19 protein-coding genes and 1 pseudogene are annotated in these 26,287 nt (G+C 62.5%); 13 read left to right on the top strand and 7 right to left on the bottom strand.

Translation table 11 applies throughout. The features are described 5' to 3' along the window. The first annotated feature begins 7 nt into the window (after window positions 1-7). The 5 genes from AC244Q_RS02960 (at window position 8) to dxs (ending at window position 5,322) form a co-directional block, all read left to right on the top strand. Window positions 8-943: a histone deacetylase family protein gene (locus AC244Q_RS02960; RefSeq protein ID WP_128408042.1), complete on the top strand. Its 936-nt coding sequence runs from the start codon at window positions 8-10 to the stop codon at window positions 941-943. Window positions 944-945: 2 nt separating this feature from the next. Then, window positions 946-1,197 carry an exodeoxyribonuclease VII small subunit gene (locus tag AC244Q_RS02955; RefSeq protein ID WP_003545921.1) on the top strand — a complete coding sequence of 84 codons (252 nt, stop codon included), beginning with the start codon at window positions 946-948 and terminating at the stop codon, window positions 1,195-1,197. Window positions 1,198-1,282: 85 nt separating this feature from the next. Next, window positions 1,283-2,050, top strand: a complete 768-nt coding sequence (locus AC244Q_RS02950; protein ID WP_128408043.1) for an SDR family NAD(P)-dependent oxidoreductase — start codon at window positions 1,283-1,285, stop codon at window positions 2,048-2,050. Window positions 2,051-2,237: 187 nt separating this feature from the next. Next, the gene (locus AC244Q_RS02945; protein WP_017993137.1) at window positions 2,238-3,161 is read left to right on the top strand and encodes a pirin family protein; all 924 of its coding nucleotides are present in this window, start codon (window positions 2,238-2,240) and stop codon (window positions 3,159-3,161) included. A gap of 244 nt (window positions 3,162-3,405) precedes the next feature. After that, complete coding sequence (gene dxs, locus AC244Q_RS02940; protein ID WP_487764146.1) at window positions 3,406-5,322, top strand: 1-deoxy-D-xylulose-5-phosphate synthase; 1,917 nt, start codon at window positions 3,406-3,408, stop codon at window positions 5,320-5,322. A 221-nt stretch (window positions 5,323-5,543) separates the two neighbouring features. Here the strand turns inward: dxs and AC244Q_RS02935 are convergent, their stop codons facing one another. Both AC244Q_RS02935 and AC244Q_RS02930 read right to left on the bottom strand, forming a co-directional pair. After that, window positions 5,544-7,478, bottom strand: a complete 1,935-nt coding sequence (locus AC244Q_RS02935) for a methyl-accepting chemotaxis protein (protein ID WP_128408185.1) — start codon at window positions 7,476-7,478, stop codon at window positions 5,544-5,546. A 219-nt stretch (window positions 7,479-7,697) separates the two neighbouring features. Then, entirely contained in the window at window positions 7,698-8,696 is a 999-nt protein-coding gene (locus AC244Q_RS02930) for a DUF4424 domain-containing protein (protein ID WP_128408184.1), read from the bottom strand. Between the two features lie 93 nt (window positions 8,697-8,789). Here AC244Q_RS02930 and AC244Q_RS02925 point away from each other — a divergent pair, with 93 nt between their 5' ends. Genes AC244Q_RS02925 through AC244Q_RS02915 form a run of 3 tightly spaced genes read left to right on the top strand, consistent with a single transcriptional unit; the run spans window position 8,790 to window position 11,835 of the window. Next, window positions 8,790-9,575 (top strand): TlyA family RNA methyltransferase, encoded by a 786-nt coding sequence (locus tag AC244Q_RS02925; RefSeq protein ID WP_245460724.1) that lies wholly within the window; start codon window positions 8,790-8,792, stop codon window positions 9,573-9,575. Then, window positions 9,572-10,822 carry a class I SAM-dependent RNA methyltransferase gene (locus AC244Q_RS02920; protein ID WP_128408183.1) on the top strand — a complete coding sequence of 417 codons (1,251 nt, stop codon included), beginning with the start codon at window positions 9,572-9,574 and terminating at the stop codon, window positions 10,820-10,822. The genes AC244Q_RS02925 and AC244Q_RS02920 overlap by 4 nt, the downstream gene beginning before the upstream one ends. 2 nt (window positions 10,823-10,824) lie before the next feature. Beyond that, on the top strand, window positions 10,825-11,835 hold the full coding sequence (locus AC244Q_RS02915; RefSeq protein ID WP_113545800.1) for an MBL fold metallo-hydrolase: 1,011 nt from the start codon (window positions 10,825-10,827) through the stop codon (window positions 11,833-11,835). Window positions 11,836-11,897: 62 nt separating this feature from the next. Here AC244Q_RS02915 and AC244Q_RS02910 read toward each other — a convergent pair whose 3' ends face one another. Beyond that, on the bottom strand, window positions 11,898-12,653 hold the full coding sequence (locus AC244Q_RS02910) for a crotonase/enoyl-CoA hydratase family protein (RefSeq protein WP_113545799.1): 756 nt from the start codon (window positions 12,651-12,653) through the stop codon (window positions 11,898-11,900). Between the two features lie 9 nt (window positions 12,654-12,662). Continuing rightward, a complete protein-coding gene (locus tag AC244Q_RS02905; protein WP_128408169.1) occupies window positions 12,663-14,441 on the bottom strand; it encodes an acyl-CoA dehydrogenase family protein in 1,779 nt (592 codons plus the stop codon). Window positions 14,442-14,651: 210 nt separating this feature from the next. Between AC244Q_RS02905 and AC244Q_RS02900 the strand changes: the two genes are divergently transcribed. Then, window positions 14,652-15,647: a transporter gene (locus tag AC244Q_RS02900; RefSeq protein ID WP_128408168.1), complete on the top strand. Its 996-nt coding sequence runs from the start codon at window positions 14,652-14,654 to the stop codon at window positions 15,645-15,647. 209 nt (window positions 15,648-15,856) lie between these two features. Beyond that, a pseudogene (locus AC244Q_RS02895) lies at window positions 15,857-16,829 on the top strand (IS110 family RNA-guided transposase). Window positions 16,830-17,039: 210 nt separating this feature from the next. On the opposite strand, the gene AC244Q_RS02890 reads toward AC244Q_RS02895, so the two are convergent. Next, window positions 17,040-17,519, bottom strand: coding sequence for a BA14K family protein (locus AC244Q_RS02890; RefSeq protein ID WP_062942013.1), 480 nt, complete (start codon window positions 17,517-17,519; stop codon window positions 17,040-17,042). A gap of 244 nt (window positions 17,520-17,763) precedes the next feature. Next, complete coding sequence (locus AC244Q_RS02885; RefSeq protein ID WP_128407971.1) at window positions 17,764-19,008, bottom strand: aromatic ring-hydroxylating oxygenase subunit alpha; 1,245 nt, start codon at window positions 19,006-19,008, stop codon at window positions 17,764-17,766. 419 nt (window positions 19,009-19,427) lie between these two features. Between AC244Q_RS02885 and AC244Q_RS02880 the strand changes: the two genes are divergently transcribed. From AC244Q_RS02880 to AC244Q_RS02870, 3 genes are all read left to right on the top strand, one after another. Continuing rightward, complete coding sequence (locus AC244Q_RS02880; protein WP_003556968.1) at window positions 19,428-20,036, top strand: DUF6656 family protein; 609 nt, start codon at window positions 19,428-19,430, stop codon at window positions 20,034-20,036. A gap of 58 nt (window positions 20,037-20,094) precedes the next feature. Further along, window positions 20,095-21,069: an L-threonylcarbamoyladenylate synthase gene (locus AC244Q_RS02875; protein ID WP_017993123.1), complete on the top strand. Its 975-nt coding sequence runs from the start codon at window positions 20,095-20,097 to the stop codon at window positions 21,067-21,069. A gap of 131 nt (window positions 21,070-21,200) precedes the next feature. After that, window positions 21,201-22,628: an FAD-binding oxidoreductase gene (locus AC244Q_RS02870; protein WP_012756272.1), complete on the top strand. Its 1,428-nt coding sequence runs from the start codon at window positions 21,201-21,203 to the stop codon at window positions 22,626-22,628. Window positions 22,629-22,678: 50 nt separating this feature from the next. On the opposite strand, the gene AC244Q_RS02865 is transcribed toward AC244Q_RS02870, so the two are convergent. Next, window positions 22,679-26,014: a DUF1217 domain-containing protein gene (locus AC244Q_RS02865; RefSeq protein ID WP_012756271.1), complete on the bottom strand. Its 3,336-nt coding sequence runs from the start codon at window positions 26,012-26,014 to the stop codon at window positions 22,679-22,681. Window positions 26,015-26,287 lie beyond the last annotated feature (273 nt).

Below are 26,287 nucleotides of genomic sequence, written 5' to 3'. Positions count from 1 at the left end.
TGTCTTCATGAGCACCCGTCTTTATGAACACCCGATCTTCCTGGAACATGTGACGCCCGCCGGCCATCCGGAGAGATCGGACAGGATCCGCGCCATCAATGTCGCGCTGGAACATCCGAATTTCGAGCGGCTGGAGCGCCGGCAGGCGCCGCAGGCGAATGAGGATGCGGTGCTGCTGGCCCATCCCGAAGAACATCTGATCGCCGTCATGCGAGAGATCCCCGAGGAAGAGGGTGAGATCAACCAGATCGAAGCCGATACCTATGCCAGCAGCAAAAGCCTGCAGGCGGCGCTGACCGGCATTGGCGGGGCAATGGCGGCGGTCGACGACGTCTTTACCGGCCGGGCCGACAATGTCTTCGTCGCCGCCCGCCCGCCGGGGCACCATGCCGAGAAGATGACGGCGATGGGCTTCTGCTTCTTCAACAATGCGGCGATCGCCGCCCGGCATGCGCAGAAAACGCATGGCGCCGAGCGCATCGCCATCGTCGACTGGGACGTGCACCACGGCAACGGCACGCAGGATATCTTCTGGGACGATCCTTCCGTGCTGTTCTGCTCGACGCATCAGATGCCGCTCTATCCCGGCACCGGCGCCAAGGATGAGAAGGGCACGCACAACACCATCGTCAATGCGCCGCTGTCGCCGAATGTCGGCAGCGACCATTTTCGCGAGGCGTTCAAATCGCGCGTGCTGCCCGCGCTTGACGATTTTCGGCCGGACCTCATCATCATCTCCGCCGGCTTCGACGCGCATCACCGCGACCCCTTAGCGCAGATCAATCTGACCGGCGAGGATTTCGACTGGGCGACCGGGCGCGTGCTGGAACTGGCGGACCGGTACGCGAAGAACCGGGTCGTCAGCCTGCTCGAAGGCGGTTATGATCTCGAGGGACTCGCCGAATCGGCGGGCATGCATATTCTGAGAATGATGAAGGGTTGAGAATGACTGACAGCGCCAAGCCGGAGGTGTCCGGCCTTTCCTTCGAAAAGGCAGTTGCCGAACTCGAAAGCATCGTCGCCCGGCTGGAACGCGGCGATGTGGCGCTGGATGAATCGATCGAGATCTATGAGCGCGGTGAAGCGCTGAAGAAACATTGCGAGACCCTGCTTTCGGCCGCCGAGAACCGCATCGAGAAGATCCGGCTCGACCGCGCCGGCAAGCCGCAGGGCGTCGAGCCGCTCGACGGCGCCTGAGACAGCAAACTCCCTTTTGAAGATGCTTGGCTATCGGCTTCGGACCGATCTATGATCCCATCCAAAACGATGAGGGGACAAGGAAATGTCGGACAGATTGAAGGGCAAGGTCGCCATTATCTCGGGCGGCGCGACCGGCATGGGCGGCGCCGCCTCGAAGCTTTTTGCGGCGGAAGGCGCGCGTGTTGCGATCATCGACCGCAATGGCGATGCAGCCGCAGAGACCGTGAAGCAGATCCGCGATGCCGGCGGCGAGGCCGATTGCTGGACGGCCGATGTCTCGGACGAATCCGCCGTCAATGCCGCCGTCGCAGGCGTCGAGGCGCGTTACGGCGCGGTGACCGTGCTCTTCAATCATGCCGGGACGATCGTCATCAAACCGTTTCTCGAAACAACCGTCGAGGAATGGGACTGGCTGCACGCCGTCAATGTGCGCTCGATGTTTTTGATGACCAAGGCCGTGCTGCCGAAGATGATTGCAAGCAGCGGCGGGTCGATCGTCTGCACCTCGTCGATCTCGGCGGTCGCCGCCACGCCGATGGAAGTGCTTTACGACACGACCAAGGGTGCCGTGCATATGTTTGCCCGCGCCATCGCGGTGGAATTCCGCGACCGCAACATCCGCTGCAACGCAGTCTGCCCCGGCTTCATCCGCACGCCGCATGGCTTGCGCGAGGTGGCCGACCTGCAGGCGCTCGGCGTCGATGTTTCGGATGCGGCCATTGCCGCCCAGCAGGGGCGGATCGGCGAGCCCGAAGACGTCGCGCGGGCCGCCCTTTATCTGGCCAGCGACGAGTCGAGCTTCGTCAACGGCGCCCATCTCTTCGTCGACAACGGTTTTACCGCGATCTGAGCCCCGCCGCGCATCCGATTGGACACGCCGCGCGCTTTCAAGTGCTGGAGCGCCTTTACGCGTCCGATTGGACGCGCGGCGCACTTTCCAGTGCTGGAGCGTCCTTTGTGCGTCCGATTGGACGCGCGGCGCTCCAGGCGCTATCTGTGGTCAATGACGCTCGGCACTGCAGCGATCGGAGATCCCCATGTCCTTCTTTCCCGGTAAAGACCCCCTGCCCGGCGATGCTTTCGCCTGCGATGCGATCGAGAACCTGATCATCCCGCGCACCAGCGATATCGGCGGTTTCCAGGTGCGCCGCGCGCTGCCCAGCCGGCAGCGGCGGCTGGTCGGGCCGTTCATCTTCTTCGATCGCATGGGTCCGGCGATCCTGAAGCCCGACGAGGCGCTCGACGTCAAGCCGCATCCGCATATCGGGCTGTCGACGGTCACCTATCTGTTCGACGGCGAGATCCGCCATCGCGACAGCCTCGGCACCGAAAAGGTCATCCGTCCCGGCGATATCAACCTGATGACGGCCGGCCGCGGCATCGTGCATTCCGAGCGCACGCCCGACAATCTGCGTGGCCATCCGCTGCTAATGTCGGGGCTGCAGACCTGGCTGGCTCTGCCCGACGACAAGGAGGAAATCGACCCCGCCTTCGCCCATACGGAAAAGTCCGCCATGCCGCTGATCGAGACGGCAGGTGTGCGCGGGCGCGTGGTCATCGGCTCGTTCGAAGGCATGACGTCGCCGGTCGGCGTTTTCTCCGACACGCTCTATGTCGATCTCGACCTGCAGGCGGGCGCCAAATTTCCGTTCGGCGCCGGCCACGAGGAGCGCGCCGTTTATGTGTTGTCGGGCGAGGTCGTTATATCAGGCGATCGTTTTGCCGCCGACCAGCTGCTGGTCTTCCGGCCGGGCGATGCGATCACGCTGGAGGCCGGCCGCGATGGCTGTCACCTGATGCTGTTTGGCGGGGCGGCGCTCAATTCGAAACGTTATATCTGGTGGAATTTCGTCTCCTCCTCGAAGGAGCGGATCGAACAGGCCAAGGAGGAATGGCGCACCGGCCGCTTCGATATCGTTCCTGGCGACGAAGAGGAATTCGTGCCTTTGCCGGAGGGCTAAATGGATCCCGATGATCCGAATCCTCCGGATCGGATCGAGAAATAGAGCTGGATCTCCGCCGAAAACCGCTCACACTTTTCGGCACCATGCTTTAACAGTGGGAGCATGATGTTATCCGAAAACCGCTCACACTTTTCGGCATCATGCTCTAAGGTAAAAACCTTCGGTTCCTGAAATGCACTTGTTTTGCCGCAATCTAATCGAATAAAGCGGAACAAGGAAAAGCAAGAAAGAGCGCCCGCCCGTGACACAACTGCCGAAGACCCCCCTGCTCGACCAGGTCATCTATCCCGCCGACCTGCGCAAGCTCGAGGATCGCGACCTGCCGCAGCTTGCCCGCGAAGTCCGGGACGAAATGATCGATGCGGTGTCGCGCACCGGCGGCCATCTCGGCGCCGGTCTTGGCGTCGTCGAGTTGACGATCGCCATCCACAGCGTCTTCGACACACCTGATGATCGGCTGATCTTCGATGTCGGCCATCAATGTTATCCGCACAAGATTCTCACCGGCCGGCGCGACCGCATCCGGACGCTGCGCCAGGAAGACGGGCTGTCCGGCTTCACCCGGCGGGCGGAGAGCGAATACGACCCCTTCGGTGCGGCACATTCCTCGACCTCGATCTCGGCCGGCCTCGGCATGGCGATTGCCGCCGACCTCGACAAATCAGACCGCCGCGTCATCGCCGTCATCGGCGACGGGGCGATGTCGGCCGGCATGGCCTATGAGGCGCTGAACAATGCCGGCGCACTCGATGCGCGCCTCATCGTCATCCTCAACGACAACGACATGTCGATCGCGCCGCCGACGGGCGCCATGAGCGCCTATCTTGCCCGTCTCGCCTCGGGGCGCACCTATATGGGCTTCCGTGACTTCGGCAAGAAGCTGACGGCCTATCTCGGCAAGAATATCGACCGGGCGATCACCCGCGCCGTCGAGCATGCGCGCGGCTATGTCACCGGCGGGACGATGTTCGAGGAGATGGGCTTTTATCATATCGGCCCGATCGACGGGCATTCCTTCGACCACCTGCTGCCCGTGTTGCGCAACGTGCGCGACAATGGGCGCGGACCGGTGCTCATTCATGTCGTCACCCAGAAGGGCAAGGGCTATCCGCCGGCGGAAGCCGCGGCCGATAAATATCACGGCGTCAACAAGTTCGACGTCATCACCGGCGCCCAGGCAAGGGTCAAGCCGAACGCGCCGAGCTATACCAGCGTCTTTGCCGAAGCGCTGGTGCAGGAAGCCGCCCTCGACGAAAAGATCGTCGGCATCACCGCCGCCATGCCCAATGGTACCGGCCTCGACAAGCTCGCCGAGGCCTATCCGTCGCGCTGCTTCGACGTCGGTATTGCCGAACAGCATGCGGTGACCTTCGCCGCCGGCCTGGCAGCGGAAGGCTACAAGCCGTTCGCAGCGCTCTATTCCACCTTCCTGCAGCGCGCCTACGACCAGGTCGTGCATGACGTGGCGATCCAGGGACTGCCGGTGCGTTTTCCGATCGACCGTGCCGGCTTCGTCGGCGCCGACGGGCCGACGCATGCCGGCTCCTTCGACACCACCTTCCTCACCACCCTGCCCGGCTTCGTGGTGATGGCGGCGGCTGACGAGGCCGAACTCAAGCATATGGTGCGCACGGCCGTCGCCTATGATGACGGGCCGATCTCGTTCCGCTATCCGCGCGGCGAAGGCGTCGGCGTCGACATGCCGGCGCGCGGCGAAATCCTGCAGATCGGCAAGGGCCGCATCGTCAAGGAAGGCACCAAGGTGGCGCTGCTCTCCTTCGGCACCCGGCTTGCCGATTGTCTGCTTGCCGCCGAGGATCTCGATGCCGCCGGGCTTTCGACGACGGTCGCCGATGCGCGTTTCGCCAAGCCGCTCGACCACGACCTGATCCGCCAGCTTGCCCGCCACCACGAGATCGTGATCACCGTCGAGGAAGGCTCGATCGGCGGCTTCGGCAGCCACGTGATGCACTTCCTCGCCACCGAAGGCCTGCTCGACAACGGCCTGAAGCTGCGCTCGCTCGTGATGCCCGATATCTGGATGGAACAGGCCAAGCCCGAAGCCATGAACGCCCACGCCGGCCTCGACCGCGCCGGCATCGTCTCGACGGTGTTCAGGGCGCTGGGGCGCGGTGTTGCGGTTGGGGTTGCGGGATAATGTTTTGGTGAGGGCGTGCCGTGTGGCCCCCTCATCCGCCCTACGGGCACCTTCTCCCCGCGGGGGAGAAGAGGGAATCGAGACGTCGCCGCAAATCTCTTCTCCCCCCGGGGAGAAGGTGCCGGCAGGCGGATGAGGGGGCTGCCCGGCAGGTCCTCTCAATAAAAAGGCGGCGCATCCCTGCACCGCCTCTTCATTTAACGTCCCTTCGAAGGGCCTTCTCAGAATTCCGTCCAGTCTTCCTTCACGGCCGCAGCGGCTGCCTGTCTTCCGCCGAAAGCCTTGGCAACCGTGCGGGTCAGGGCGTGGGCCGGGGAGGCGACCGGCCGGGAGCTCGTGCCGGCAACGCTTGCGCGCGGCGCCGGGGCCGCCTGGCCGAGCTTGAACTGGCGCAGCAATTCTTCGAGAGCGTTTGCCTCCTGGGCGAGCGCATGGCTTGCCGCGGTCTGCTCCTCGACCATGGCGGCGTTCTGCTGCGTGCCCTGGTCCATGTTGTTGACGGCGGTGTTGATCTCCTGCAGGCCGATCGACTGTTCGCGCGTGGCAGTGACGATGGCGCTGACGTGGTGGTTGATCTCCTGCACCTCGGAGACGATGACCTCCAGCGCCTTGCCGGTCTCGCCGACGAGGCCGACGCCGGCAACGACTTGTTCGCCCGAGGTGGTGATCAGCGCCTTGATCTCCTTGGCGGCCTTAGCCGAGCGCTGAGCGAGCTCGCGCACTTCCTGGGCGACGACGGCAAAGCCCTTGCCGGCATCACCGGCACGGGCGGCTTCGACGCCGGCGTTCAGAGCCAAAAGGTTGGTCTGGAAGGCGATGTCGTCGATGACGCCGATGATGTTGGAAATTTCGCCCGAGGACTTCTCGATCTGCTGCATGGCGGAGACGGCCTTGCGGACGACCTCGCCTGACTTTTCAGCGCCGAGGCGGGCGCGCTCGACGAGATTGCCGACATCCTCGGCGCGCTTGGCGCTGTCGCGGACGGTTGTTGTCACTTCCTCAAGCGCTGCTGCGGTCTGTTCGACGGCGGCAGCCTGCTGCTCGGTGCGGTGGGCAAGATCGTCGGCGGCCGAGCGGATTTCGCCGGCGCCGGCATTGATCGCCGAAGCGTTGCGGCCGACCGATTGCAGTGCTGCCTGCAGCTTTTCGACAGCATGGTTGAAGTCATTGCGCAGGCTGTCATATTGCGACGCGAACGGCGTCTGGAGACGCCCGGCCATATCGCCATTGGCAAGCTCGGCAAGGCCGCCCGCCAGAGCGTCGATTGCATAGCGGATCTCGCCTTCCTCGCGCGCCTTCTGCTCGTCGCCTGCCCGGCGCTGGCGTTCGGCGTCGTCGCGCATGCGGTCGGTCTCGCCGGCAAGACGCAGCTTCTCGATCGCCGCCTGCTTGAAGACCAGGACGGATTGAGCCATGCGGCCGATTTCGTCGCCGCGGTCGGTCGCGGGAACCTCGATGTCGTTCTGACCGCCGGCGAGGCGATCCATGGCCGCAGTCATGCCGACGACCGGGCGGACGATGGTGCGCGACATCAGCCAGGCGAGAACGGCAGCGGCAAGCGAGGCGAGGATGCCGCCGGCAAGCAGCGTCGTCTTCAGATCGCTGTTGGCATCGGCGCGGATCTCGGCGAGCGCGTTCGACTTTTCACGCGCGGTGGCCTTGATCTTGGCTGAGGCCTGGCGGAACCCGTCGAGCTGGCCCTTGGTGGCGTTGACGCCGATCTTGACGACCTCTTCGATCGGCATGTCGGTTTCCTTGCGAGCCTTGGTCTGCGGCTCGGCAAGTTCGTGGAAATAGAGGTCGGCAGCCTTCTGCATGCCGTCGATCATCTCGACCAGCTGCGGCTCGCCGGCGGCCGTCTGCTTGGCAGCGGCAATCGCCTTCAGCATGCGCTCGCGGTTGGTGAAGACATCGCCATAGGTGCTGTCGCTGCGGAAGAGGATGAAGCCACGCAGGTTGACGGCCTGCTCCAGCATTGCCTGCAGCGCATCGTCGATCTGGTTGACGAGCAGCTCGGACTTTTCTTGCTCAGCAGAAGCGGCCGCGGACGCCGTCGCCTTGGAATAAACGAAAGCGGAAATGGCGACGAAAATGAGAATGAGGGCTGCGAACGTGGCCGCAAGTTTACCGTTCAAGGATATGTTTTTGGCGGACATCGGTGATTTCTCCTGACGACAGTCGACGCGGCGAAAGGCAGGTCGCACGAGACGCAACCGCCGGAATGTTTGAACTTGAGAACATGATCGGCGTGGAAACGCTTGCGCCTTCATGGCGCCGAGCGGCTTGGATGAACCGCTACAATCACGCTGAACCTATATGGCCAGGCTTTAAATTTGTTTAAATTTGTGCACCGCAACAGCGGCCGAGCCTACGGATTATTGTGCCGTTTCTGGAGGTTTGAGGATCAGGATGTCGAAATCCTTTGCGGGATCGAAATCCTGGGCCGTCATCCGGAAGGTGGTCGGGCCGATCTTCTGAACATTGCTGCCGCAGAAGCTGATGAGGCTGCCGGGCTTGCCCTTGTCGATCGTCAGCTGGAAGCGCTTGATCGGGCCCGCCCAGTTGGCGCCGGTCGACAGCACATAGGAGATCCAGCTTTCGGTATAGTTGGCACCTCCGGCCTCGGCTTCCCGCGCACGCTGCTGGGCAACCCTGACGAAATCTCCGTCGAGGCAGTATTTGCGGGAATATTCCTCGAAGCGCTCACCCTTCGGCTCGCCACCTTCGAGAAAGCTGATGGCGACGGTGCCGCCGACGGCCGGCTTGTAACGGTGCGCGACGCTGACTTTCTTCTTTGCCGGGAAGGTGGTGCGCCACCAATAGGTCGAGCGCAGCGTCCAGAGCGGCACGAGATCGGCCCCGGCGGCATCGCCGGCGCCCATGGGATAGACGAGGCCGCGGGCGATCCAGTCCTTGCGGACGGTTTCGGGGAGCTTGGCAAGCGCCTTGGTCGTCTTCTGGCTATAGGGCAGGACGGGAATGCCCTGCTTGGTGAACTCGTCAGTCACGTCGATGCCGAGCGAGACGACGCGCTGCTGCAGCTTGGCGGTGATCGGGCTGCCGTCCTGCACGGTGGAAAAATGCAGGAAATTATCGCTGTCATAATCGGAGATGGCGGAATTGTTGTCGACCTGACCTGATATGTCAGGCATCGGAAATGCGACCAGGCTTTCGACATCCTTGTCGGAGCTGTTCTCGAAGACGTAGTCGACACGCACTTCCGAAGCGGAGATGAAGAGATCCTCTTCCGCCATGCTGACATCGTCGGATTGGGCAAAGATCAGCCCGCCGGTCTTGACCTCGGCCATAGTGTCGTTCGCGAGCGCGGGCGATGCGATCCCCGCCGCGACAAGAAGAGTGAAGAGCTTCAGCATGGAACACCCCCGTGTCTGCGGCACGCCCCGCGATCGCCGCGGGGGGATTATCGCCGAAAGCTTTTGAGGGTCAATGACGGTCTTGGGAACAAAATGCTTGCAACCGGCGGCTTTGCCGGTCATGCACAGCCGATGTCAGATCAAAACACCCAACGTCTCGACCAGCTTCTCGTCTCTCTCGGCCTCTTTGCCAGCCGCTCGCGCGCCCGCGACGCCGTGCAGCGCGGCACCGTCAGGATCGGCGGCCAGGTGGTCACGAAGGCCGGCGCGCTGTTTGGCGCGGACGCGGCCATCGAGATCGACGATCCGGCGCAGGACTATGTCTCGCGCGCCGCACTGAAGCTTGCCGCAGCACTCGACCATTTCCGGCTCGATCCTGCCGGCCATCACTGTCTCGATGTCGGTGCCTCCACCGGCGGCTTCACCGAGGTGCTGCTGCAGCGGGGCGCTGCGCATGTCACCGCGATCGATGTCGGTCATGGGCAGATGCATCCGCGCATATCAAGCGATCCACGGGTGACGAACAGGGAAGGCCTCAACGCCCGCAACCTGACGGCAGGGGATATCGGCCATCCCGCGACCTTCATCGTTTCCGACGTCTCCTTCATCACGCTGAGGCTGGCGCTTGCGCCGGCCCTTGAGATCGCGGAACCCGGCGCTGTCGCCGTGCTGCTGGTCAAGCCGCAGTTCGAGGCCGGGCGCGAGGCGATCGGCAAGGGCGGGATGCTGAAGGACCCCTCGTCTGCTCCCGCCGTCGCGGCGGAACTGGAGCGCTGGTTCGTCGAGGACATGGGCTGGAAAAGCCTCGGCCTCATCCCCTCCCCGATTTCCGGCGGCGACGGCAATCAAGAATTCCTTCTGGCAGGATTGAAACCGTGAGCACCGAAACCGTCACGATCGAGAAGCTCGGCGCCCAGGGCGACGGCATCGCCAGCAGCGCCGGCGGGCCTGTTTATGTGCCCTTTTCCCTGCCCGGGGAAACGGTGGCGATTGCCCGGGTCAAGAGCCAGGGCACGATCATGTCGATCACCACGCCCTCGCCCGACCGGCAGGAGCCGCCCTGCCGGCATTTCGGTCCGGATGGCGTCAACGGCACTTGCGGCGGCTGCACGCTGCAGCATATGGCAGATGCGCCCTACCGCGCCTTCAAGCGCCAACTGGTCATCGACGCGCTGAAATCGAAGGGACTGACATCAGAGGTCGGCGAGATCGTTCCGGCCCGGCCGGGCGAACGCCGGCGGGTGGTGTTTGCGGCGCGAAAGACCGAGAAGGACATGCTGGTCGGATTCAACCAGGCCGAAAGCCACCATATCGTCGCCATCGAGGAATGTCCGATCTCGTCGGCAGGGATCATCGCCCGGCTGCCGGCGATCAGGGCGATTGCTGCATCGCTGGCGACCAGTGCCGAACCCTTCCGCGTCGCCGTGCTCGAAACGCTTTCCGGCCTGGACATCTCCGTCGACGAGGTGAAGAAACTCTCCGACCCGCAGCGGCGCAAGGCAATCGAGACCGCGCTTGGCCTGCGCGGCATCGCCCGTGTTTCGCTGAACGGCGAAATTCTCGTCGAGCCGTCGAAGCCGATGGTCGAATTCGGCGGCGTCCAGGTTTCGCCGCCGCCGGGCGGTTTCACCCAGGCGACGAAGCCGGCGGAAGAGGCGATGGCGGAGCTGGTCACGGCCCATGCCGGCAAGTCGAAGCGGATCGCCGATCTCTTTGCCGGCTCCGGCACGTTTTCGCTGCGGCTGGCGCGGATCGGCCGCGTGCACGCCGTCGAAGCCGAGGCCAAGGCGCTCGCAGCACTCGACCATGCCGCCCGCAACACACAGGGGCTGAAACCGGTCACCGTCGAAAAGCGCGATCTCTTCCGCCGTCCTTTGATGACGCCAGAGTTCAAGCCCTATGACGCCGTCGTCTTCGACCCGCCGCGCGCCGGTGCCGAGTTCCAGTGCCAGGAGCTCGCCCGCTCAGGCGTGAAGAAGATCGTGGCCGTCAGCTGCAATCCGCTGACGCTGGCGCGGGATCTGGCGATCCTCGTCGAGGGCGGTTACCGGATCACCGGGGTGACGCCGATCGACCAGTTCCTCTGGACCTCGCATGTCGAGGTGGTGGCGACGCTGGAGAAATAGGCGTGCCTGTCGGAAAGACCAAAAAACGCAACCCCTATTATAACGGCCCGGTGTCCGATCATTTCGACGGCACGCATTTCTTCAATCCCGAAGGTATCGAACCCCTTGGTTTCCGCGATCTGATGCGGTGGCAATTCGGCGGTGGCCGTGAGCGTTGGCCGAGGTCGGTCCCAAGTCCGTACGCGGAGGCCAAGCCGGATCCATACGTCGACGGCGAGGATCTAAGGGTGACCATGGTCGGCCATGCAACAATGCTCGTGCAGGTCGCTGGGCTCAATATCCTCACCGACCCGGTATGGTCAGAGCGCGCGAGTCCCTTCGCTTTTGCCGGACCCAGGCGCGTCGTCCCACCGGGCATTGCCTTCGATGATTTGCCGCCGATTGATCTCGTGCTGGTATCGCACAATCATTATGATCATCTCGATATAGGAACGCTCAGGCGGTTGGGTGCGAAGCACCGGCCGCGTGTCGTGACGCCACTTGGCAATGACACGATCATTCGCCGTGCCGTGCCCGATATACAGATGACGTCGATGGACTGGGGCGAGCGCATTTCGCACGCCGGAATAAGCATTGATGCCGAGCCTGCACACCATTGGTCCGCCCGCGGAACCGCCGATCGGCGGATGGCACTCTGGGCGTCGTTCGTTTTATCGACTCCAGCCGGAAAAATTTATCACGTCGGAGATACGGGCTTTCATCACGGCATCAATTACAAAGCGGCACAGCAGAAGCATGGCGGCTTTCGCTTGGCCATTTTACCCTTCGGCGCCTATGAGCCGCGATGGTTCATGAAAGGGCAGCACCAGAATCCGCAGGAGGCGGTGATCGGGATGAAGTTGGCAAATGCGGCCTATGTGGCCGGGCATCACTTCGCCACGTTCCAACTGACAAATGAAGCGGTCGACGCGCCGGCAAGAGCGTTGCAAGACGCAATGGGCGAGCATGATATTCCCCCGGAACGGTTCCGGCCACTCAGGGCCGGCGAAGTATTCAATGTGCCGGCGGTCTAATCGCTATCCGTTTGCTCCGGGTGTTGGTCGGCCTGCTGACCGAGATCGCCGCGAAGCGATGCTCAGCGAAGCATGAAGGCCTCGAAAGCCGCCCGCGCTTCGGCACTTTTCAGCCGCGCGGAGAAATAGCGGGCCTCCTCGTCGATGCGGGCGATGATCTCGCCGCGGTCGCCGCGAATGAGATCGCGGGCGATGCGCAGCGCCTCCGGCGGCTTGGCCGCGAGCTTTGCGGCGAGGCCAAGCGTCACGGCATCGACCTCGCCTGGCTCGACGACCTTCCATACCAGGCCGGCTTCCTTGGCTTCTTCGGCGGAGAATGCTTCGCCGGCCGCCAGCAGGGCGAAGGCGCGCTGATGCCCCATCAGGCGCGGCGCGACGAGGCTGGAACCGGCCTCCGGCACCAGCGCCAGATCGACGAAGGGGGTGCGGAACTGGCTGCGGCTGGAGGCGATGGTCAGGTCGCAATGGAGATGGATCGTCGTGCCGATGCCGATCGCCAGGCCGTCGACGCCCGAGACGACGGGTTTTTCGGCATTCACCAGCGCATAGAGGAAATCGAGGATTTCCTGCTCCAGGCCGCGGCCGCCCATCGCGGCAGCAAGAAAGTCGTTCATGTCGTTGCCGGCCGAAAAGCAGCCTTCGGTGCCGAGCAAAGCGGTGGCACGGATGCCGGGATTTGTGTTGGCGGCATTCAGCGCATCGGCCATGGTCCGGTACATGGCGCGGGTGATGGCGTTCTTCTTCTCCGGCCGATTGAAGCGGATAGACTGGACGCCGGGATGGGCGGAAGGCTGCTCGACGATGATGTGATCGGTCATTGGGTTTCCTCAGGCAAGCAGGATACGGGCGGCGGCAAGGCTTGCCGCGCCATTGACGACGCGGTCGCGCAGGGCTGCGGTCTCGGCAAGCAGGTTTTCGGCGGCGAAGCGGCAGAGCGCGATGCGGTTTTCACCTGCCCCATCGGCTGCCTCGGCGAGACCACCCTTGGCAAGATAACAGCCGGTGAGCACCAGCCCGAACAGGCGCTGATAGGGGGTGGCACCCGAGAGCGCCTCGGCGGTGCTGTTCTCGGCAAGCGTCTTCATCAGCCAGGCGGTCGCCTGTTCGAGATCGACGATCGCCGCGTCGAGCCTGACAGCGGTCTCGCCGAAACCATCGAGATTGGAGCGGCGGACGTCGTCGGCGATCTCTCTAAGCTCGGCGATGAAGCCCTTCACCTGATCGCCGCCGGAGAGCGGCAGCTTGCGGGTGACGAGGTCGATCGCCTGGATGCCGTTGGTACCCTCGTAGATCGGGGCGATGCGGGCATCGCGGAGATAACGCGCCGCACCCGTCTCCTCGATGAAACCCATGCCGCCATGCGCCTGGATGCCGAGCGAGGCGACGTCGACGCCGGCATCCGTCGAAAAGGATTTGGCAATCGGCGTCAAAAGGGCGGCGCGCTCCTGCCAGTGGCCGCTGGAGTCACCTGCCCGGTGCGACATGTCGATCGCATGGGCGCAGACATAGGAGATGGCGCGCGCCCCTTGCGTCAGCGCCTTCATGGTGAGGAGCATGCGGGCGACATCGGGATGTTCGACGATCGGGCTCATGCCGGCACTGCCTGAACCCGGTGCCCTGCCCTGGGTGCGTTCCCTGGCATAGGCGAGCGCCTTCTGGGTGGCGGCCTCCGCGATCGCCACGCCCTGCATGCCGACGGCAAGGCGGGCATTGTTCATCATCGTGAACATGCAGGCCAGCCCCTTGTTCTCCTCGCCGACCAGCCATCCCACAGCGCCCTTTTCACTGCCGAATTTTCCGTCGCCGTAGATCATCGTGCAGGTCGGCGAGCCATGGATGCCGAGCTTGTGCTCCAGCGAATGGCAGAACAGATCATTGCGGGGCCCAAGCGAGCCGTCGTCGTTCACCAGGAATTTCGGCACCAGGAAGAGCGAGATGCCGCGTGTGCCGGCCGGCGCATCCGGCAGGCGGGCGAGCACCAGATGGATGATGTTGTCGGCCGCGTCATGCTCACCCCAGGTGATGAAGATCTTCTGGCCGAACAGGCGGTAGCTGCCGTCATCGCGGCGCTCGGCGCGGGCTTTCAGCACGCCGAGATCGGAGCCGGCATGCGGCTCCGTCAGGTTCATGGTGCCGGTCCATTCGCCGGAGACCATCTTTTCCAGATATGTGTCTTTCAGCGCAGCACTGCCATGGGAGCTGACCGCCTCGATGGCGCCCATCGTCAGGGTCGGAGCGAGCGCAAAGGCCATGGAACCGGAATTCCACATTTCGAGTGCTGCGACATTCAGCATATGCGGCAAGGCCTGGCCGCCGAAGGCCTCCGGCGCCGTCAGGCCGTTCCAGCCGCCGGCGATCCAATGGCGATAGAGATCGCGCCAGCCATCCGGCAGCCGGACCTCGCCATCGATCAGGCGGGCGCCCTGGCGGTCGCCGATTTCGGCGAGAGGCGCCACTTCCTCTGTGGCAAAACGTCCCGCTTCGGCGAGGATGGCGTCGACCAGATCTTCGCCGAGATCGCCGAGCAGCCCTTTTGAAATCGCCTCGCCCATGCCCGCTACGTGCTTCAACGTGAACGCTATTTCCTCGACGGGCGCCTTGTACATGGTTTTTCCTCCGCAGACCGGCCTCGCGCGCGGCAAAGCTCCTCCGAGGCAAGGGCTAATTGATTTTTACGTAAACGTCAATTTCGATTTCCCTTAGGCGCCATGCGATAATTCGCCTGAGATGGTGCTTTGCTCTTGCACCTTTGGACAAATGGACGTCATGAACAATCTTTAAGGGAAGACATCGCCTTCGCAAAGGACCGGCGAACAATGGACACATTGCCCGTCAACATACCCGGTTTCGTCTGGGGCTATCGCTTCTCGCCCGAAGAAAAGACCGCGGTGCGACTGAACAACAGTGCGACGGTGGCGGAACTGACCGCCGACAATTGTTTCTATTGGCTGCATCTCAACCTTGTCGACGCCCGTGTGCCGGCCCTGCTCGATACGCTGGAGGGGCTGACGGAGGACGCGAAATCGGCGCTGACGACGCGCGACACGCATGCGGCCATCACCGTCGACGAGCAGATGCTCTATGGCACGCTCGTCGACTGTCAGCGCGATTTCGCCGAGGATACCAACAATCTCGGCTGGCTGCATTTCGCCATGTCCGACCGCTTCCTCATCACCACAAGGCTGCAGCCGCTGCGCAGCGTCGAGCGGGCGCGGGCGCTGATCGATAGGAATCCGGGCAAATTTTCCCGGCCGGTCGATCTCTTCGAACTGCTGGTGATCGAGTTCCAGCGCACGCTGATCGCGATCGTCATCGAGCTCACCGAGGAGCTGAACCAGATCGAGGATATCGTCTACGACAGCGCGCAGCGCGATGAACGCCGACGCCTGGCGCCGGTGCGGCGCACCGTGGTCAGGCTGCATCGGCATCTGCGCACCGTGCTGGCGCTGATGCGCCGGGCGGCGGCGGCCGACGACGATGAGATGCCCTTCGGCTTCGACGACGTGGCGCGGCGGCTGACGAGCCGGCTGGAAACGGTCGACCACGATATCTATGCGCTGCAGGACCGGGCACGCCTGCTGCACGAAGAAATCGATTCGAAACAATCCTCCGAAACCAACCGCCACCTCTATCTGCTGTCGATCATGACGGCCTTCCTGCTGCCGCCGACGCTGGTGACGGGCTTCTTCGGCATGAACACCGCAAACCTGCCCTTCGCCGTCGGCAATTACGGCACGGAATACGCCGTCGCCCTTATCGTCGCTTCCATTGCCTTTGCCTGGTGGCTGCTGCGGCGGGTGGATATTCTTTGAGGGTGAAATTTCCGGCATTCTGAGGGCGCGCAGCCCCTTGCATGTTCAATTTGCACTGATTGTTGGATGATTGGTGCGCACTCCGGCGGATGGCCATCCGCCGGAGTGCGGACGGCCGGGACCGCAGGCCCCTTGGCTTGAACCGGGGATGAGATTGGTCCGGCCGTCCTCGCGTTTGTCCTGAACAGATGATGGGGAGCAAGTCCCGCATGCAAGGCAAGGTTTCGTTCCAAGAAGACGCGATGCCGGTAGTTTATGCCGGTGTGGACGTGAGTAAAGAGTGGCTCGATATTCATCTGCATCCGCTGGGCGAAAGCCGGCGGTTTAGCAATGACAAGACCGGCATCCGCCAGCTGAAACGGCTGCTGGCCAGGCATCGGCCCAAAAGCATCGTGATGGAGGCAACCGGCAAGTTCCATCGCCCCGCCCATCGCTCGCTTTGGCTCGATGGCTTTGCCGTCGCCGTGGTCGATCCGCTGCGCGCCCGCATGTTTGCCCGTGCCTGCGGGCTATCTCGCCAAGACCGACCGTCTCGATGCCCGTTTCCTGGCGCTCCTGGCCGAGAGCCTGCGCCCGCCGGCCGACACGCCACCAAGTCCTCACGTTGAGGCCTTGCAGGAGCTGGTCAATGCACGATCGGCAGCCAAATGCGACATCACCGCCCTGCAGAACCGCAGCAAGACTGCCACCACCGCCCTTCTGCGCGGCGAACTCAACCGTCTCGTGCGTCGGCTGGAACAGCATGTCGAACGTCTCGACAAAGAGATCGAGCGACGTGTCGGCGAGGATCCGCAGCTCTACCGCAAGGCCGAGATCCTCACCTCCATTCCCGGCATCGGCCGCGTCACGGCCCTGGCATTGATGGCCGGCATGGACGAGTTGGGCAGTTGTTCGGGCAAGCAGGCCGCCATGCTGGCAGGGCTTGCCCCAATCGCTAACGACAGCGGTGCCCGAACCGGACGTCGTTCCATCCGCGCCGGCAGGCCCGCACCCCGGCGCGCGCTCTACATGGCCGCCTTGTCTGCCTGTCGCTACAATCCCACCCTTGCTCGTTTCGCAGACACACTCAAAGCCGCAGGAAAACCAGCGAAGGTCATCTTGGTCGCCGTCATGCGTAAATTGCTCGTTCTGGCAAACTGCCTTCTATCTCGGGATCGCCTCTGGACCCCAAATCCCCCTTGACAACCAACACAGATTCTCATCCGGCTGCCGCCACCACCGGGGTCGAGCCACGGGTCTCGACCCGTCCTTCGGACCCCCGCGCGCGGGGAGAAGGGATGTGCCGCCACATCTCCGTTCCCACCAACCTCTCGCGGGGCACGTCCCTCTCCCCGTTTTTACGGGGAGAGGGTTAGGGTGAGGGGCAGACGTTTCTTGAGAACAGCACGTTTATCAATACGGCGAATAGCACTGCTGGCGCGGGCCGTTATAGGGCTGGAAGGTGTTGTCGTAGGCGCGATAGGACCGGTAGCGGTTGGCGCACCAGGCGACGTGGCTCGAACCCATGCGGGGCGCGGGCGCGACGTAACGCGGCTGCGCGACGATAGCGCCGCCGATGACCGCGCCGGCGCCGAAGGCGGCGAGCGGATACCAGTAGCCGTTATAACGGCGATAACCCGGACGGTAATAGGAATAGCCGCGATAGCCGCCGTAATAACCGGGCCGGTAATAGGCGCCGGGACGATAGCCAGGCCGATAGCCCGGACGGTAACCGGGGCGATAATAGCGGCGGTACTGGACATTCTCGACGTCGGAGGATTTTTCCACCTGCGGGGCGGTGGGCATCTGGATTGCCTGCGACGGCGCAAAGCCTGTCAGCACCACCGCGGCAGCCAGAACTGCGGTCGCGATCTTGTTTCTCAGCCCGATCATTGCTTCTCTCCCATTCAACAGCGATCACCGCCTGCCTAGCAACGCTTTCGCGCCTGAATGGTTCCGAAAGCGGCCCGGGGCCGGCTGCTCTCCCTTTTAAACAACCTGAACTGAACCGGAGATTAACCGGCGCAGCTAAAGCGCGTCGCGATCTTTCAGATTCGCTGCCACACCTTAGGTCCTAGTTTTCCGATGTCGCTGCCGCAAAACCGCTGCACGTCTTTGCGCGAATGCTTTAGCGAGATCAGGCAACGGCGGAGATTTTCGCCTGGTCGCCCTGCAGACGGTTGACCATGAAGTTCGAATACCATTCGAGGAACTGCATGACGCCGCCCTCATGCAGGGTGGAATAGGGGCCGGGCTCATAGGCGGGCGAGCGAATGCCGAAGGCGTTCTCCTCGACGATGCGGCGATCCTGATCGTTAGTCTCGCTCCAGACGTGGGTCAGTTCCTCGAGATTGTAATCCACGCCTTCGACGGCATCCTTGTGGACGAGCCACTTGGTCGTCACCGCCGTCTCGTTGGCGCTGAGCGGCAGCACCCGGAAGGAGATGGCGTGGTCGCCGAGCAGGTGGTTCCACGTCGTCGGGTAATGGAAGAGCAGCATGGTGCCGATATGGCTGATCGAGATATCGTCGGAGAGCGGGCGCTTGACGGCGCTCCTGCCCGACATGGTGTAGCTCTCTGCATCCTCGATCAGCGGCATGCGGGCGGTGCGGAACTGACCGTCCGGCGAAATCTGGAACTTGCTCGGCAGGCCGGCGGCCTCGCAGCGCGCCCAATGGCCGGCGATCTCGGGATCGTCGGCGCCGCCATCCGTGCCGGTGACGCTCGGGGCTTCGGGATAGGTGCGGCAGAGCTCGGGATGATTGGCGGCGCAGTGATAGCACTCGCGGTTATTTTCCCAGACAAGCTTCCAGTTGCCCTTCTCGATGATCGTGCTCTGGAAGGCGACCTTGCTCTCACTGATCCGGTGCGGCGCGACATAGGGTTCGATCTTGTCGCGCACCGGCTGAAAATCCGGGGCGGTGTTGGCAAGGCAGATGAAGACATAGCCTGCAACGATCTCGCAATGGACGGGCTTCAGGTTGAAGCCGGTCTTGTCGAAATCATCGCCCATGTGGCGAGCAAAGGCGAGCTTGCCTTCGAGATCATAGGTCCATTGATGATAGGGACAGACGAGACGCACGGAGGAGCCGTGCTCCTTGGTGCAGACGCGCGAGCCGCGATGGCGGCAGCTGTTGTGGAAGGCGCGGATGACATTGTCGCGGCCGCGGACGATGACGACAGGATAGCTGCCGATCTGAACGGTGAAATAAGCGCCCGGCTTCGGCAGCTCGCAATCATGGCCGATGAACAGCCAATCGCGATAATAGATCATCTCCATGTCGAGCTGGAAATAATCCTCGTCGATATAGAACGGCTGTTCGAGGCTGAAGCCCTCACGGCGGCTCTTGAGCTGACGCAAAACGTTGCTGCGAATATCCATCTTCATGTCCTCGTGCACCCGGTTGCCACCTTCGAGTGGGAAGGCCGGCGGAAGCGCGCCCGCTTCCTTCTCCTTCGGGAGAATTGTTCATGGCGTCATTTAAGCACCGAGCTTGCCTGGCGCTTGGTTGTAATGCGACATCGGCTTCGAAATTGACGACAGGATGCGGCAAGGCTTAAGGCTGCCCATCCCCGTCGATGACATCGCCCGACTCTCCGGGCAATTATCGTCAATTGCGACATGGCGTAAAGACCCGCTCCGCAAAGAGGTCGGCTGCCTGATATCGATATCAGTCGCGTTTGCGACACCTGCCGGCATTTGCCCCTCAGCCAGCCGGCTGCCGCGGCCGTTTTTTAACATCGCCTTAAGCATACGGTCCTATCCTGCTGCTGATTCAGACCGACCGAAGAACGCGAACCATGGCCAAACTCCGTTATTTCGACGCGAAAGAAGCAGGTAAACTGCAAGAGCCGCAGCTGATTGCCGCGCATTCCGAATTTTTGCGCACCGGCCGCATCCCCCGCGAGAGGCGGCACTGGCTGGCCGAGGAAAAACGCTATTTCACCCATGATGAGGTCGCGGCAAAGACCGGCCGCAAGCTGCAGGTGGCCGGCGAAAAGACGCATCAGCACATCAACGGCTTTCACCACTCGATCCAGTTTCCGAAGATGATCTTTCACCGGACGCTGGAGGACAGCCCGCATCTCGGCTATTGCCACGTCACCGCCGCGCGGACGAAATTCGCCCATTACGAAGAGGTCAGCTGGGCCTTCTACATCTCCAATTTCTATTCCGACATCGGCGAGAACGATAATTTCTTCGAGCGCATCGATGTCGGTTATTCCCGCATGTATTTCGCCGTCGCGATCAAACCCGGCGAAAACTCCGCCGAAAAGATGACCATCGACCGGTCGGTGCGCGGCAACGGCCTGCTCTTCCGCACCCATGATCCGCAGGCAGCGATCCGCAACATCCTCTTGCTCGGCGCCCGCAACGAACAGCTGCGCGAAATCATCCGGCAGCTTTAAGCGATTGATCGCGGGCGGCGGAAAGCCTAATGACTGCCAAGACTAACACGGGCAGGACATGGCACGCACGATCGATATCACGGCAGACAGGCAGGCAGCGCTGGAGGCGGCCTCAGCCGCCCTTGCCGACGGCTTTGCCATCGCCATCCCGACAGAGACCGTCTACGGCCTGGCGGCCGACGCCACAAATCCTGCAGCCATCACCCGCATCTACGAGACAAAAGGACGGCCGCGCTTCAATCCGCTGATCTGCCATATGGCCGACCTCGCCATGGCCGAAGAGCATGCCGAATTCGACCCGGTCTCACGGGCGCTCGCCAGAGCCTTCTGGCCCGGGCCGCTGACCCTGGTACTGCCGCTGAAGCCTCTGAGTTCGATCCATTCGCTGGCGACCGCCGGGCTCGACAGCGTCGGCATCCGTGTGCCGAAGGGTTTCGCAGGCGCGTTGATAGGCGCCTTCGGACGGCCGCTCGCAGCCCCCAGCGCCAACACCTCAGGCGGGGTCAGCGCCACGAGTGCCGCCCATGTCGAAGCCGATCTCGGGGCAAGAATCCCATTGATCCTCGATGCGGGCCCAAGCGCCGTCGGCGTCGAATCGACGATCGTCAAGGCAGAGGGCGGCCGGCTGAGGCTGCTTCGCCCGGGTGGACTGGCGGCGCGCGAGATCGAGCGCGTCGCGGGCCAACCGCTGCTGCGGGCGAGAACGGCATCGGCGGCGATCGAGGCGCCAGGCATGCTCGCCTCGCATTATGCGCCGGGTGCTTCCGTGCGTCTCAATGCGACGGCGGTAGAACCCGGTGAGGCACTGATTGCCTTCGGCAGTGCTGCGGTCTCCGGCGCGGAGAGTGCACGGATCGTGCTTGATCTCAGCCCGCGCGGCGATCTGGCAGAGGCGGCGGCCAACCTTTTCGACTACATGAAGCGGGCCGATGCCAGCGGCGCCCAGAGCATCGCCTTTTCGCCGATTCCCGAGGAGGGGCTGGGCGAGGCGATCAACGACCGGCTGCAGCGGGCAGCTGCACCCCGCGACTGAAAAGACCTGCTGCATAATTCCTAAATCGGAATCGATTTAGGAATTATGCAGCAATTCAAAGTGCTACAGCGTCCTAAGCGCGTCTGAAAAGACGCGCGGCGCTGTAGATGACGATGGAGGACCGAGCCCGAATGAGCATTTCCACCGAACTCCTCGATCGCTTCGCTGCCATCGTCGGCGAAAAATACGCGCTGCGTAGCGAGGCCGATCTTGCACCGCATCTGATCGAAAACCGCGGGCTTTATCACGGCTCCTCCCCGCTCCTCCTGAAGCCCGGCTCGGTCGAGGAGGTCTCTGATATCATGAAGCTTGCGACGGAGACCGGAACGGCGATCGTGCCGCAGACCGGCAATACCGGCCTCGTCGGCGGCCAGACGCCGCGTCAGGGCAAGTCCGATATCATCCTGTCGCTCGAGCGGATGAACAAGATCCGAGATGTCGATCCGGTGGCGAACGTGCTGGTGGCCGATGGCGGCGCCATCCTGGCCGAGGTGCAGAAGGCAGCCGAGGCGCATGGGCGGCTTTTCCCACTGTCGCTCGGCTCGGAGGGTTCTTGCCGCATCGGCGGCAACCTTTCCACCAATGCCGGCGGTACGGCCGTGCTTGCCTATGGCAATATGCGCCAGCTCTGCCTGGGCCTCGAAGTGGTGTTGCCGACCGGCGAGATCTGGGACGGTTTACGCCGCCTGAAAAAGGACAATACCGGTTACGACCTGCGCGATCTCTTCATCGGCGCCGAGGGCACGCTCGGCATCATCACCGGCGCGGTGCTCAAGCTCTTTCCCCAGCCGCTCGGCCATCAGGTGGCCTTCGCCGGCTTGAATTCGGTGACGGATGCGCTTGCCCTCTTCAACCTGGCCTCCAGCCTCTGCGGCGCCTCGCTGACCGGTTTCGAGCTGATGCCGCGTTTCGGGGTCGAGATCACCACACGCCACATCGACGGCGTGCGCGATCCGCTGGAAACGGCCTATCCCTGGTATGTGCTGATCGACATTTCGACGTCGGATTCGGCCGAGACGGCGGAGCGGATGATGAACGGGGTGCTGGAACAGGGTTTCGAGGCCGGGCTGGTGCTGGATGCCGCAATCGCCGCATCGGTAGCGCAGCAGAAGGCGATCTGGCACATGCGAGAAAGCATGTCGGATGCCCAGAAGCCGGAAGGTGGGTCGATCAAGCACGATGTTTCCGTGCCGGTGTCGAGGATCCCGCATTTCATGGCCGAGGCCGAAGAAGCGGTCATGGCGGCGATGCCGGGCGCCCGCATCTGCGCCTTCGGCCATATGGGCGACGGCAATATTCATTACAATATTTCCCAGCCGCTCGGCGCCGACAAGGCCGCCTTCATCGCTCGCTGGCGCGAGATGAACCACATCGTACATGGGCTGGTGTTGGCGCATGGCGGCTCGATCTCGGCCGAGCACGGCATCGGCCAGCTGAAGCGGGATGAACTGGCGGCGATCCGTCCAACGATTGAAATCGAGCTGATGCGCCGCATCAAGCGCGCCTTCGACCCCGCCAATATCATGAACCCGGGAAAGGTTGTCAGCCTCGATCCGTGAGGTTGACGGTCAGAGCGATCAAACCTGCTGCGTGCAGCAGGTTGGGGCGATCAGCTTTGCTGCGTGCCGCCGCCGGTCAGGATCATCAGCGCCGGCGACTGCTGGGCAGCGTTCTGGACGTCGTACATCGCGGTGAATCGGCGCAGCAGCTTGTCGACCTTCTTCGGATCCTGGAGATCCTCGAGCTTGACGAAGCGGCTGAGGAGATCGCGCTGCTTGGTGACGTCCATGCCCGATATCTGCGACGGCAGGTTGTAGGCTGTCGTGATGACCTGATAGAGCGCCTTGTCGCCGAGGATCGAATAGATCGAGGTGATGCTCGGGGCTTTGCGGGCGAAATAGAGCGCCAGGCGGACGCCGTCGTTGCTTTCGCCTTGCTGGGCTTCCATCGTCTGCTGGACGTAGAGTTCCTGGGTGTGCTCCTCGGCCGCCTTGTTCTGGATCGTGCCGATCTTGGCGCGGGTCAGATTGCCGTCCTTGTCGAAGTTGAAGGCGGCGACGATATCCTGGAAACGCGCATCGGCCTTGGTGTTGAGGTAGCTCTTCTTGTCGTCAGGATCGGAGGTGAAGATCTTCTTCAGCGTGGCCTTGTCGTAATCCTTGGGGTCAAGGTTGTTCGCCTTCAGCACCAGGTCGGTCAGGCGGCTGTCATCCAGGAAATCGTCGAGCGACTTCACCTTTGCCATGCCCTTGGCGAAATAGTCGACCTCGGCCGTCGCATCCTTTGCTGCCTTGTCCTTTACCGGTCCATCCTTCATCAGCATGGTGATATGCGACTTATAGTCGGTGGCGTATTTGGCCAGGGTCGCATCGGGAAGCGCCTGGAAAGGTGACGCCGCCTTGCCGTCGGGGCCGAAGTTGAAGGCGCGGGCAAGGTTGGTGATGCGTTCATCCTTGAGCGAGGCGATATAACCATCCGGATCATAGGCATCGCTCGTCAGGACCTTGCGCATCATCGAGCGCGGGACGTCCTGGTCGGTCAGGCCAAAGGCCTGCAGCGCCACATGGTAGAGATCCGGCAGATTGTCATTGCTCTTGCTGAAATCGGCGGCCGAATTGCTGCGCAGGAAATCATTGACACTCTTGACGTCGGAGAAATTCAGCAGGCTGCTGCTGTCGGCCATAAGCTTCTGGTAGTTGGATGCGACCTCGTCGAGCGCCTCGTCGCGCTCGTCGTCATAACGCGCCGCGTAATTGTCGTTGGTGGTCTGTGCCTGGTCGGCCGTCTGGACCGAGCTGACGACAGGAAGCGATCCGTCGGCGGCGAAGTTGAAGTCGGCATTGAGATCGGCATGGCCGGCGGCGGCAGCGGCCGTCGCATCGGTCAGGATGCTCTTCAGATCGGCGTCCGAGATATCGAAAGGCAGATTGTAGGTGCTCTTCAGGAAATTGGTGATGGCGGAATCGGCGAGCAGATCATCGACATTGGCGATCGTCGCCATCCGCGCGGAATAGTCGTCCGTGCGCGCTTCGGCGGCAAATTTCGTGCTGCTGATCTGGGTGGCCGTCTGCGCCTGCAAGCCGTCTTCGAGCGTGCCGTCCGCCTTGAAGTTGAAGGCGCCGGCGACATCGGCATAGGTGCCGGTGCCGCTCTGATCGGTCAGGATATTGCGAAGAGCGACGTCGGTGACAGTCGACGGGATGCCGAAGGCGTTGCGGACGAAATTGTTCAGCTTCTGGTCCGCCAGCAACTGATCAACGTTTGAGATGCCGGCGATGGTTGCCTGGTAATAGACCGCCGCATCGCTGGCCTTGCTGGTGGTGCTGGCACTTTGCGTCGCACTTTGCGAGGCGTAAAGGGTCGGGACCGAACCATCCGATTTGAAATTGAAGAGATCGTGAACGTCGCTGTAGCCCTGGGCGCTGGCAGCCGTACGGTCGACGAGGAAAGTCCTCAACGTCGCATCGGAGACGCTATCGGCGATCTGCATGCTGTTTCTGATATAGCTGACCGCAACAGCATCGGACATGATGTCATCGACATTGGTGACATTGCCGATCATGCTGTTGAAGTGCGCTGCGTTCGCCGCCGACTTGTCGGTGGTCGATTTCCGTTGCGCCGCAGTCTGAATCACGGAACCGTTGATCGAGCCATCCGCCTGGAAGTTGAAGTCGGCATTGAGATCGGCATGGCCCTGGGCCGCGGCATAGGTCGAATCGGTCAGGATGCTCTTCAGGTCGGCATTGCTGAAACTCGTGCCGAGACCATAGGCATCCTTAATGTAGCGGGCCAGCACATTGTCAGCCAGCAGGGCGTCGACATTGGTGATGCCGCTCGACTGCGAGGTGACGGTATAATAGTTCTTCGTGCCCGATGCGGCCGCCTGCAGACTGTTTGCCTGATCGACCGTCTGGACGCGCGCCGTGCTGGAGGTCGACCCGTCAGCCTTGAAGTTGAAAGCATTGTAGACATTGGTAAAGCCCATCAGCTGGGCATAACCGGGGTCGGTCAGCACCGTGCGCAGTGCTGCGGCGGTGAAGTCGGCGCCCATGCTGTAGGCCGTCGTGATGTAGGAGGTCAGGCGCTTGTCGGCGACCAGATCGTCGACATTGGTGATCGTGCCGATCTTCGCCGTGTAATAGGCCTTGTTGTAGTCTGCCGCCGTCTTGCCGACATAGTAGACATCCGAGCCGACCGAATTGTCGATGATGACAGACTGGGAATTCAGGGTGTAGGTCTCGATGACCGAGGCCTTCTGCGCAGCGGTCTGCGCCGTGCCGTTGACGGTGCCGTCGGCGTTGAAACCGAACTGGGCGGCAAGCGCCTTGTACTTGTCGCCGCCCTGCGTATTGACGACGCTGGTGGGGTCACTGAGATCGCTTGTCAGCACCTGCCGCAGAAAATCCTTCGACGCATAGGTCGGATCGATCTTGAAGGTCTTCAGCACATAGGTGCGCAGCCGCGTGTTGTTGACCAGATCGTCGACGGTCGTCACGCCGTCGATCGCCGTGCCGTAATAGCTGCTCTCGGCGCTGGCGGCTTTGTCGGCATCGATGAAGGACTGTTTGTAAAGGCCGATGAGATCGTCCTCCTGAGCGTCCGTCTGCACGTCCTTGGCCGGCTCGTTGAAATTGAAGGCGGCGGCGAACTCGCGGTAGCGTGTATCGGAAAGCTTGTTGGCGTAGCTGTTGGGATCGGTGAGATCGCTCTCGAGCACCTTCTTCATGAAGGCCTTGGCGTAGGTCATGTCCTCGAGGCCATAGGCCTTCATCGCATAGCTGTAGAGCTTGTAGTCGCCGAGGAAGTCGTCGACGGATGTGACCTTGTTGATATGGTCGGCGTAATATTGGGCATCCTTCTTGACCGTCGCCTGCGACGCAACCTTGTTGAGGCTCGACGTCATATCCCGCGACAGGATCGTGTAAGCGAGGGAAGCCGTGATCATGAAAAGCGCCCTTTTTGGCAAAATCTCTAAAAGAACGACGAAATGCTGGTGAGCACATTTTGCCACGGAAAGCTTACCTGAGGCTTACCTCCGGATGCATCGTTCCAGCACACCACACCGTTCACCTTCCGGAAACCCTGCCGGATTCGGTTTTGATAACCATCAGAGGAGGCAAAGTTTTCTTAACCGCAATTTTTAAGCTGTACGGAAGGGCGGCTGCCTATTGTCGGCCATAGAGGACGAAAAGTCCCAAGGAGAAGACCGGAAATCGGC

This window comes from Rhizobium sp. CB2179 (genome assembly GCF_057653455.1).
Note: the sequence above shows the minus strand (reverse complement) of the source record. Positions and strands in the feature narration are given on the sequence as shown.

Coding starts and splice junctions, on each gene's coding strand:
- AC244Q_RS02955 (WP_003545921.1), top strand. CDS start 946: ATGACTGACAGCGCCAAGCCGGAGGTGTCCGGCCTTTCCTTCGAAAAG.
- AC244Q_RS02935 (WP_128408185.1), bottom strand. CDS start 7,478: ATGTCCGCCAAAAACATATCCTTGAACGGTAAACTTGCGGCCACGTTC.
- AC244Q_RS02910 (WP_113545799.1), bottom strand. CDS start 12,653: ATGACCGATCACATCATCGTCGAGCAGCCTTCCGCCCATCCCGGCGTC.
- AC244Q_RS02930 (WP_128408184.1), bottom strand. CDS start 8,696: ATGCTGAAGCTCTTCACTCTTCTTGTCGCGGCGGGGATCGCATCGCCC.
- AC244Q_RS02945 (WP_017993137.1), top strand. CDS start 2,238: ATGTCCTTCTTTCCCGGTAAAGACCCCCTGCCCGGCGATGCTTTCGCC.
- AC244Q_RS02875 (WP_017993123.1), top strand. CDS start 20,095: ATGGCACGCACGATCGATATCACGGCAGACAGGCAGGCAGCGCTGGAG.
- AC244Q_RS02880 (WP_003556968.1), top strand. CDS start 19,428: ATGGCCAAACTCCGTTATTTCGACGCGAAAGAAGCAGGTAAACTGCAA.
- AC244Q_RS02890 (WP_062942013.1), bottom strand. CDS start 17,519: ATGATCGGGCTGAGAAACAAGATCGCGACCGCAGTTCTGGCTGCCGCG.
- AC244Q_RS02905 (WP_128408169.1), bottom strand. CDS start 14,441: ATGTACAAGGCGCCCGTCGAGGAAATAGCGTTCACGTTGAAGCACGTA.
- AC244Q_RS02900 (WP_128408168.1), top strand. CDS start 14,652: ATGGACACATTGCCCGTCAACATACCCGGTTTCGTCTGGGGCTATCGC.
- AC244Q_RS02925 (WP_245460724.1), top strand. CDS start 8,790: ATGCTTGCAACCGGCGGCTTTGCCGGTCATGCACAGCCGATGTCAGAT.
- AC244Q_RS02950 (WP_128408043.1), top strand. CDS start 1,283: ATGTCGGACAGATTGAAGGGCAAGGTCGCCATTATCTCGGGCGGCGCG.
- AC244Q_RS02865 (WP_012756271.1), bottom strand. CDS start 26,014: ATGATCACGGCTTCCCTCGCTTACACGATCCTGTCGCGGGATATGACG.
- AC244Q_RS02885 (WP_128407971.1), bottom strand. CDS start 19,008: ATGGATATTCGCAGCAACGTTTTGCGTCAGCTCAAGAGCCGCCGTGAG.
- AC244Q_RS02960 (WP_128408042.1), top strand. CDS start 8: ATGAGCACCCGTCTTTATGAACACCCGATCTTCCTGGAACATGTGACG.
- AC244Q_RS02870 (WP_012756272.1), top strand. CDS start 21,201: ATGAGCATTTCCACCGAACTCCTCGATCGCTTCGCTGCCATCGTCGGC.